The 5,009-nt window shown below is 71.3% G+C and carries 4 protein-coding genes and 1 pseudogene; 1 reads left to right on the forward strand and 4 read right to left on the reverse strand.

The annotated features are described in order from the left end of the window. Positions 1–118: 118 nt before the first annotated feature. The 4 genes from FV230_RS24380 to FV230_RS24395 all read right to left on the reverse strand — a co-directional run bounded on the left by FV230_RS24380 (position 119) and on the right by FV230_RS24395 (position 4,027). Positions 119–544 (reverse strand): hypothetical protein, encoded by a 426-nt coding sequence (locus FV230_RS24380; protein ID WP_147844236.1) that lies wholly within the window; start codon positions 542–544, stop codon positions 119–121. Positions 545–626: 82 nt separating this feature from the next. Then, positions 627–947, reverse strand: a complete 321-nt coding sequence (locus FV230_RS24385; protein ID WP_147728826.1) for a cytochrome c — start codon at positions 945–947, stop codon at positions 627–629. A gap of 133 nt (positions 948–1,080) precedes the next feature. Next, positions 1,081–2,376 carry a PQQ-dependent sugar dehydrogenase gene (locus FV230_RS24390; RefSeq protein ID WP_147844237.1) on the reverse strand — a complete coding sequence of 432 codons (1,296 nt, stop codon included), beginning with the start codon at positions 2,374–2,376 and terminating at the stop codon, positions 1,081–1,083. Positions 2,377–2,524: 148 nt separating this feature from the next. Next, positions 2,525–4,027, reverse strand: a complete 1,503-nt coding sequence (locus FV230_RS24395; RefSeq protein ID WP_147844238.1) for an NAD(P)/FAD-dependent oxidoreductase — start codon at positions 4,025–4,027, stop codon at positions 2,525–2,527. Between the two features lie 168 nt (positions 4,028–4,195). Here FV230_RS24395 and FV230_RS24400 point away from each other — a divergent pair. Then, positions 4,196–5,009, forward strand: a pseudogene (locus tag FV230_RS24400) (hypothetical protein); the annotation flags it as partial.

Raw genomic sequence — 5,009 nt, forward strand, 5'->3', positions numbered from 1 at the left:
CGCCCGCTTCGAGCACCGCGCCCGCGACGCGGCGCGGCGGCGCCTCGACCGCTGAGGCGTCTTCTTTGCAGTCGCGTTTTCTTCACGCGATCCGGCCTCCATCGCGCTCGAAAACGCGTCAAGCGCGCCGGCGGAGCCGGCCGTCGAAGAAGGCGGGGTCCGTCAGCCCGGCGGCGAGCACGCCGAACAGCCCGAGATGCAGGCCGAGCGCGGCGACGCCGACGCTTTGCAGCGACCACAGCGCGAGGGCGCCGCCCGCCATCAGCGCCGGGCCCGCGACGTAGGCGCCCCCCGCCAACCCGAGGCCGGCTGCCCGAGGCGCAACCAGCACGCGGCGAGCGCCATCGCGGCGAAGCCGCCCTTGATCCCGGCCATGGCGCGGATCACCCGCACCAGATCGGGATCGATCGTCGTCGCCGGGGCGCGCGACCACCAAGCCCGCGGCGGCGATTGCCAGGACGGTGCCGAGGGCGAGCAGCCCGCGCGGCGCCGGCGTGGCCGGCCATGCGCGCTGGCGAAAGGTCGACGCCTCCGGGCGCGGCATCGTCGACGTCCACAACGGAAACCTCCGCGGCGTTCGATCGGGATAGGGCGACGGGGCGCCGGGCGAAAGCCGCCTCGGGACCTCAGCCCGGCGGGATCACCTCGATCTGCAGGCCGCCGTAATAGGCTGCGAGGTTGGCGATGTCGGCGTCCGACAGGTCCTTCGCCACGACCGACATCACCGGGTTCTGCCGCGTCCCGTCGCGGTACTCGGTCAGCGCCTTCACCAGGTAGATCTCGACCTGGCCGGCGAGGTTGGGGGCCTCGGGCAGCTTCGAGAGCCCGTCCATGCCGTGGCAGGCCTGGCAGGCGGTGGCCCGCTTGCGCCCGGCGGCGGCATCGCCCGCCTGGACGGCGACGGGCGCGAGGGCGAGGATCAGGACGAGGAGGGATGGGCGGAGCATGGGGTGACCGGAAGCATTCTCGGGGGGACTCAGACAGCGCGTGCAACGCGCTGTGCGACGCAGGCTCGGCGCGTTCTCCCTCCCCCTACGCGGGGGAGGGAAGAGGGTGCACGGCCCTCGACGGCCGATCGCCCTATTTCGCGTCGCCTTCGTACGAGATCCGGTAGATCGCCCCGGCCGCATCGTCGGAGACCAGGAGCGAGCCGTCGAGCAGCACCGCGACGTCCACGGGGCGGCCGAGATACTCGCCGTCGCCGGTCAGCCAGCCCTCGGCGAAGGGCTTGGGCGCGCCGACCTTGCCGTCGGAGACGGGCGCGAACATGATCCGCGCGCCCACCGGCTCGGTGCGGTTCCACGAGCCGTGCTCGGCGATGAAGAGGCCGCCGCGATAGGCCTGGGGGAACTGCTTGCCGTTGTAGAAGGTCAGCCCGAGATCGGCCGCGTGCGGCGGCAGCTCGGCCGCCGGCGCGACCGCGTCGGCCGGCGGCGCCTGGTCCTTGTACTCGACGGTGCGGACGGCGCCGCCGCCGAACCACGGGAAGCCGAAGTTCTCGCCGGCCTTCGTCGCGTGGTTGAGCTCGCCCGGCGGCTTGTCGTCGCCCATGCCGTCGACCTGGTTGTTGGTGAACCACAGCGTCTTGTCGGCCGCGAAGTCGATGCCGACGGAGTTGCGGATGCCGGTGGCGTAGACCTCGCGGTTCTTCCCGTCGGCGTCCACGCGCACGATGCCGCCGATGCCGTGCGTCCGGTACAGCTCGAGCTTCTCCGGCGCCGGCACGTTGTAGGGCTGGCCCAGCGCGATGTAGGTCTTGCCGTCGGGCCCGACGCGGCAGACGCGGGCGGTGTGGTTGTAGCTCTCTTCCCCAGCCGGGATCAGCTCGCCCTGCTTGACGACGATGCCGGCGGCGACGTCCGGGTTCTCGTAGAAGAACTCCGCCGCGGGGAAGGACAGCACCCGGTTCTGCTCGACGACCGTCAGCACGCCGTCCTTCGAGAAGCAGACGCCGTTGGGGATCTTGAAGTCGATGCCCGGCGCAAAAGCGCGGACCTCGTCGGCGACCCGGTCCTTGTCGCGGTCGGTGACGGTATAGACCTTGGTCTTGCGGGTGCCGACGAACAGCACGCCGGCATTGGGGCCGACCGCGATCGAGCGGGCGTCGGGCACGATCGCGTAGAGGTCGATCTTGAAGCCCTCGGGCAGCTTGATCCTGCCGAGCGTCTTGCGGATGGCGTCGGCCTTGCGCCCGGTCTGCGGGATCTCGGGCGCGGGCGCCGTGTTCGTGCTCTTGAAGCCCTGCAGCTTCTCCAGGTCGTCCGCCTTCGCCTTGGTCTCGGCGGGGGACGCGCCCTGTGCCAGGGCGGAGGTCGCGAATCCCGAGGTCGCGACGGCCGCGCTCGACAGGAGCGCGGCGAGAATCACCGATCGCATGGGGACCGATCGCATGGGGCTTGCCTCCCGAAACCGCCCCTGCAACCGGGCGTTGGCGGGGAGTGTATGCCGCGCGCCGGCATCGGCAAGGTCGCGTCGTGACGCGGCCGCATCACTGTCTTGGCAAACGCCCCTTGCTCCCGTCGCCTCAGGCCACCTTGCGCGGCACCAGCCGCTCGCTGCCGAGGGCGGCCTGCGCCCCCGAGATTCCGGCCTCGGTGTACTCGGCATCCTCGTTGACCCGCCAGACGTCGTGGCGGCGATGGCCCGCGACGATGTTCTCGACGGTGAGCATCGCCGTCATCATCGCGTGGTCCTGGTTGTTGTACTTGTGCATGCCGTTGCGGCCGACGAGGTGCAGCGTCGGGAAGTCCCGCTCCAGCTCCATCCGCACCAGCGCGACGTTCTCGGCATAGGTCTCGTCGTAGACCGGGTAGGCCTTGGGCTGGCGCACGACGCAGGCGTCGACCACGTCGGCCGGGTCGATCAGGCCGATCTGCCCGATCTCGCGCTTGGCCAGGGCGACGAGGTCGGCATCGCTCGCGGTCCAGAGGCCGTCGCCCTCGAAGCAGAAATATTCAAGCCCGAGGCAGGTATGGGCCTCGTCGGGCACCATCTCGGGCGACCACGAGCGGAAGTTCTGCACCCGCCCGACCTGCACCGAGGGATCGTGGATGTAGATCCAGTTGTCGGGGAAGTTCTTCTGCGACTTGGCGATCAGCGCCACCGTGACGAAGTCGCGATACTGCAGCGCGCGCGCCTGGAAGGTGCTGATCGGCCGCGGCGTGATCACGTCCACGAGCTCGCGCACCGGCGCCGAGGAGATCACGTGGCGCGCGGTGAAGGTCTCGCGCGTGCCGTCGCCGCGGACCGCCGCCACGCGCCACAGGCCGGCGGCGGGATCGAACGACAGGCCGTCGACGCCGCGGTCGAGCAGAACCCTGCCGCCGTGCGCGGCGATCTTCTCCGCCGCCGCCTCCCACATCATGCCGGGGCCGCGGCGGGGATAGCGGAACGACTCGATCAGCGTCTTGATCACCGGCTCGCCGGCCTTGGGCTTCGCCCGGATCCCGAGGGAGCGCTTCAGCGCGTCGCGGATGGCGGCGCCGAGGTCGAGGCCCTTGATGCGCTGCGCGGCCCAGTCGGCCGAGATCGCGTCGCAGGACATGCCCCAGACCTTCTCGGTGTAGGTCTTGAAGAAGATCGAGAACAGCTTCTCGCCGAACTGGTTACGGACCCAGCCGTGGAAGTGCTTCGGCGCGGCGATCGGCCGGGCGCAGGCGTAGAGGTAGGACAGCACGCAGGCGGTGCTGGTGAGCAGCCCGAGATTGCGCAGGGCCTCGAAGGCCTTCAGCGGGTAGGCGTAGTACTTGCCCTGATAGTAGATCCGCGACAGGCGCGGCCGCTCGATGAAGTCGTCGGGCAGGAGCTCGTCCCAGAGGTCGACCACGGCCTTCGACTTCGAGAAGAAGCGGTGGCCGCCGATGTCGAACAGGTAGCCGTTGTGGCTCACCGTGCGCGAGATGCCGCCGACCTGGGTCGAGTCGCGCTCCAGCACGGTGACGTCGCGGCCCTGCTTCGACAGCAGGTAGGCCGCGGTGAGCCCGGCGGGGCCGCCGCCGATCACCAGCGTCTCGGTGTGGTAACTCATCCGCTGCCCCGACCCGTCCTGAACGGGCGGAGCCTGCGCCCGACGTGGTTAAGGAAACCTCCCATGGCGACGGCCTTGACCGCCCGTTAAGCGCGTTCGCGGCAGGGTCGCGCGAGCGGAACGAGACCCGTCGCGGCCGGAGCGGCCGGCGGGCACCGGAGAGGCGCGATGGCGGCCACAGCTTCGTTTCCGGCCCGGAAGCCGGCACGCCTCGATGCGGGGACGATCCTGTGGCTGCTGGTGCTGTTCTGCGCGGTCATGCTGTATCCGCCGGGCGACGTGATCGAGACGATCCGGCACCTGCGCGTGCCCGACACCGACGACGCGATGCGCCTCGTCGAGGCGCGCGACCTCGCCGCCGGCCAGGGCTGGTACGACAACGTCCAGTACCGCTTCCTGCCGCCGGGCGGCGTGCCGAGCCACTGGTCGCGCCTGCTCGACGCGCCGCTGGCCGGCCTGCTCCTCGTCTTGACGCCCCTGCTCGGCTCCGGGCTCGCCGAGGGGATCGTCGCGGCGTTCTGGCCGCCGCTGCTGTTCGTGGTCTACGCCGCGGTGCTGTGGACCGGCGTGCGCACGACCTTCGGCAAGCGGGCGGCGGTGCTGGCGCTGCTCGCCGCGACCCAGACCTTCGGCGTCACCGTGCAGTTCGCCGCCGGCCGGATCGATCACCACAACCTCCAGATGATCGCGATCCTCGGGATGGCCATCGGCCTGATCCGTGGCGGCGGCCGGGCCGGAGCCGGAGCCGGGGCGCTGGCGGCCCTGTCGCTGGCGATCGGGCTCGAGGGCCTGCCCTCCGTCGCGCTCGGCGCGCTGTTCGCCGTCGGCGACTGGGTGCTTCGCGGGCGCCCCGCCCTGCCGGCGTTCCTCGGCTTCGGGATCGGCCTCGGGCTGGCGGCGCCGCTGCTGTTCGGGGCGCAGACCGCGCCGCATCTCTGGGGCGCGACCGCCTGCGACGCGCTCTCGCCGCCCTGGCTCTGGC

The organism is Methylobacterium sp. WL6, from assembly GCF_008040095.1.
Taxonomy (GTDB): Bacteria; Pseudomonadota; Alphaproteobacteria; order Rhizobiales; family Beijerinckiaceae; genus Methylobacterium.

Coding starts and splice junctions, on each gene's coding strand:
- FV230_RS24395 (WP_147844238.1), bottom strand. CDS start 4,027: ATGAGTTACCACACCGAGACGCTGGTGATCGGCGGCGGCCCCGCCGGG.
- FV230_RS24385 (WP_147728826.1), bottom strand. CDS start 947: ATGCTCCGCCCATCCCTCCTCGTCCTGATCCTCGCCCTCGCGCCCGTC.
- FV230_RS24380 (WP_147844236.1), bottom strand. CDS start 544: ATGCCGCGCCCGGAGGCGTCGACCTTTCGCCAGCGCGCATGGCCGGCC.
- FV230_RS24390 (WP_147844237.1), bottom strand. CDS start 2,376: ATGCGATCGGTGATTCTCGCCGCGCTCCTGTCGAGCGCGGCCGTCGCG.